The 3,587-nt window shown below is 62.6% G+C and carries 6 protein-coding genes; all 6 read left to right on the plus strand.

Translation table 11 applies throughout. The annotated features are described in order from the left end of the window. Positions 1 to 848: glycosyltransferase family 2 protein (locus ENJ19_02095; GenBank protein HHM04520.1), on the plus strand; the 848-nt coding region annotated here is incomplete at its 5' end. Continuing rightward, entirely contained in the window at positions 769 to 978 is a 210-nt protein-coding gene (locus ENJ19_02100) for a hypothetical protein (protein HHM04521.1), read from the plus strand. The genes ENJ19_02095 and ENJ19_02100, both read left to right, overlap by 80 nt. Next, complete coding sequence (locus ENJ19_02105) at positions 924 to 1,037, plus strand: transposase domain-containing protein (GenBank protein ID HHM04522.1); 114 nt, start codon at positions 924 to 926, stop codon at positions 1,035 to 1,037. The genes ENJ19_02100 and ENJ19_02105 overlap by 55 nt, the downstream gene beginning before the upstream one ends. Positions 1,038 to 1,344: 307 nt before the next feature. Beyond that, positions 1,345 to 1,644, plus strand: a complete 300-nt coding sequence (locus ENJ19_02110) for a DUF2934 domain-containing protein (protein HHM04523.1) — start codon at positions 1,345 to 1,347, stop codon at positions 1,642 to 1,644. A gap of 112 nt (positions 1,645 to 1,756) precedes the next feature. Then, positions 1,757 to 2,914, plus strand: a complete 1,158-nt coding sequence (locus ENJ19_02115) for an efflux RND transporter periplasmic adaptor subunit (GenBank protein HHM04524.1) — start codon at positions 1,757 to 1,759, stop codon at positions 2,912 to 2,914. After that, positions 2,911 to 3,587 (plus strand): ABC transporter ATP-binding protein (locus ENJ19_02120; protein HHM04525.1); only part of this gene is annotated, 677 nt, incomplete at its 3' end. The genes ENJ19_02115 and ENJ19_02120, both read left to right, overlap by 4 nt.

The following is a 3,587-nucleotide window of genomic DNA, read 5'->3' on the forward strand; positions in this document are numbered from 1 at the left end:
ACCAGATGTCGGGTTGCAATCCGAAAGTCCACATTCTCTCCAATGGCAAAAATTTGGGCTTTAGCCGAGCTAATAACATAGCAATACAGCGAGCCAGAGGACGCTATGTCCTCCTTCTAAACCCGGATTGCATCGTAAACCCCGATACACTGCCCCAAATGCTAAAAGTAATGGAATCAGACCCAACGGCAGGCATGGCAGGGTGTTTAATCCGTAACCCAGACGGTAGTGAACAACCGGGTTGCCGAAGGGCCGTACCGACGCCCTGGCGCACCTTCGTACGTATCATGCACCTATATCACGCGTTTCCGCACCATCCCCGGTTCCGCTCCTTTCTATTGCACAACGACCCCCTTCCCAAAGATCCAACGCCAGTTGAATCAATCTCGGGAGCGTTCATGTTGGTACGCCGAAGCGCGATAGAACAAGTAGGCACTTTAGACGAGGGCTATTTCATGCACTGCGAAGATCTAGACTGGTGCATGAGGTTTAGCCAAGCTGGTTGGAAAATTTTATTCGTACCCTCGGTCGAGGTTATACACTTCAAAGGCTCTTGCAGCAAAGAAAGACCCATCCGCGTTATTTACCATATGCATAGGGGCATGGTGCGTTTTTATAGGAAATTTTTTCAACACCACTATTCGTGGCCCTTGATGGGGCTGGTGGCGCTCGCCGTCTGGGTTCGCTTCGCCATACTTTGTATAAAAGAACTGTCGACATTTCCATTTCAAAAAGTACCCACTTACTCCCTCACCAACCCTACACCAACTGAAACGGAAAGACTTCCCACATCACCAATGTCAAACGCGCTGCCTGATGAGAAAGCACGGCGTAAGACGACAACTTGACGCGTACAGGTTGCGCCTCAGCAACACCCTGGCCGAGAATGCCATCCGCCCCCTCACCGTGGGCAGGAAAACTGGTTGTTCGCCGATACCCCGCGCGGGGCCAAGGCCAGCGCCACCATCTACAGCTTGATCGAAACGGCGAAAGCCAACGGCCTTGAGCCGTTCACTTATCTGCGTCATGTCCTGTAGCACATCGGTGCGGCCGAGCCGGTGGAGCAGTTCGAGGCGTTGCTGCCGTGGCGGGTTGAGCCGTCTGCCACGGCAGAGTAGGGTCGGTACCGACAGGGAACTCATCAGCGGATAAGGAGCGTTCACATGGCTTTCCGCAGGGCCCCATTGGCAAGGGTGCTGGGGGGTCTTGTCATCTCTCGGGGGCAAGCTCAAGGGGTGGATGCTGTGGCGCTTACGCTATACTTGGACAAAAGCGCCGGCACCGAAGCCCGCATACTGTTCCGCCATAACCAGGGTTCACCACCAGCGAGAGGATCAAGCAGCCATGGCGCAAGCACGGAAAAACGACAGGGGCAGGGGCAAGGTCAAAAAATCCGCCGGCGCAGACACCCGCAAACGCGGCAGCAGTGCGGCCGGCAAATCAAACGCCAGCCCAAGCACCCCCCGGCGCCGCTCGCCCAAACTACCTGCGGTCGTCATCACCCCCGAGCAAAGGCGACAAATGATCGCCGAAGCAGCCTACTACCAGGCGGAAAAACGTGGCTTCAGCGGCGGCAATCCCGCCGAAGACTGGCTCGCCGCAGAGCGGGAAGTGGACAGGCAACTGGCCGAAACGGCCCGTTGAGCTTCCCTGCTGCGCTGCCCCCCCTCTGCGGGGGCAGGAAGCCAGGCTGCGGGGTTCACGCCGCGATGGCAGGCGGTTATAGTGAACCTTCACATGGCCCGCGCCCGTTCTGATGCCTGCACGTTCCCGCCGCCTTGCCAGTGTACTGCTCGTCGCCATCGTCGCCGGGGTATTGATCTGGCGTGGCACGCGTCCTGAACCGCTGGCGGTGATTGTACAGGCGGTGGACCGGGGCACGGTGGAAGCCACGGTGGCCAACACCCGGGCGGGCACGGTGAAAGCCTGCCGCCGGGCCAGGCTGGCGCCGGCGCAGGGGGGACAGATCGCCCGCCTGTATGTGCGCGAGGGTGACAGGGTCGGTGCCGGACAGATGCTGCTGGAGCTGTGGAACGACGATTTGACGGCGCAAACCCATCTGGCGCAAAGCGAGGCCGACGCCGCCCGGGCGGCCAGGGAACAGGCCTGCCTGCTGGCGGGGGATGCCGAGCGGGAAGCGCAGCGGATCTCCAGACTGCGGCAGCAGAAACTGGTGGCGGAGGAAGACGCCGACCGGGCGGTGACCCAGGCCAAGGCCAGCCGCGCCAGTTGCCGGGCGGCGCAGGCCAATCAGGACGTGGCCCGGGCCCGGCTGGCCGTGGCGGAGGCCACCCTCGACCGCACCCGTCTGCGCGCCCCTTTCGAAGGCATCGTCGCCGAGGTGAACGGCGAGGTAGGCGAATTCGTCACCCCCTCCCCCACGGGCGTGGCCACCCTGCCCGCCGTGGATCTGGTCGACACCCGCTGCCTGTACGTCGAGGCCCCCATCGATGAAGTGGACGCCCCCGCCATTCAACCCGGCCTGCCGGTGCGCATCCGCCTGGACGCCTTTGCGAAGAAAGTCTTCGCCGGACGGGTGAGCCGCATCGCCCCTTACGTGCTGGAGCTGGAAAAGCAGGCGCGCACGGTGGCTACAGAAGTGCTGTTCGAAGACCCGGCTGATTTCAAGGGGCTGCTGCCCGGTTTCAGCGCCGATGTGGAAATCCTGCTCGATGTGCGCAAGCACGTGCTGCGGGTGCCCACGGAGGCGGTTACCGGCACTGACACAGTGCTGGTACGGCGGCCTGGTGACGGCGTGTTGGAAGCGCGCCGCGTGAAAACCGGCCTGTCGAACTGGACCTACACCGAAATTCTCGACGGTCTGCAAGCAGGGGAACAAGTGGTGGTATCGGTGGACCGCGCCGGCGTGAAACCCGGTGCCGTGACCACGGTGGACAACAACGCCAGGCCGTGATCGAGCTGGACCACATCCACCGCCTGTTCCAGGTGGGCGAACAGCCCGTGCATGCCTTGAACAACGTCAGTCTTGCCATCGAAGCGGGCGAGTACCTGTCCATCATGGGCCCCTCGGGCTCGGGCAAGTCCACCCTGCTCCACATCATCGGTCTGCTGGACCGCGCCGACCGGGGCCGGTATCGCTTGAACGGCCGGGACACCACTGAACTTTCCGACGCCGAGCTGGCCCGGCTGCGACAAAACACGGTGGGTTTTGTATTCCAGTTCTTCCACCTGGTGCCGCGTCTGAGCGCCTATGACAACGTCGCCCTGCCCCTGGTGCTGGCGGGCGTGGCACCCACCGAACGCAAAAAACGGGTGGACGCGGCACTGGCCGCCGTGGGCATGTCCCACCGCGCCCAGCACCGTCCCGACCAGCTCAGCGGGGGCCAGCGCCAGCGGGTCGCCATCGCCCGCGCCACCATTATGCGCCCCAGCGTGCTGCTGGCCGACGAACCCACGGGCAACCTCGACCGAAGCTCGGGCCTGGAAGTGATAGAACAGCTGGAATCTTTGAACGCCGACGGCATCACCCTCATCGTCGTCACCCACAATGCCGACCTGGGCCGGCGCGCCCGGCGCCAGTTGCAAATGGTGGATGGGGCTTTGGCGGGAGACACCGGCATCGGCGG

This window comes from Gammaproteobacteria bacterium (genome assembly GCA_011375345.1).
Lineage (GTDB): Bacteria > Pseudomonadota > Gammaproteobacteria > DRLM01 > DRLM01 > DRLM01.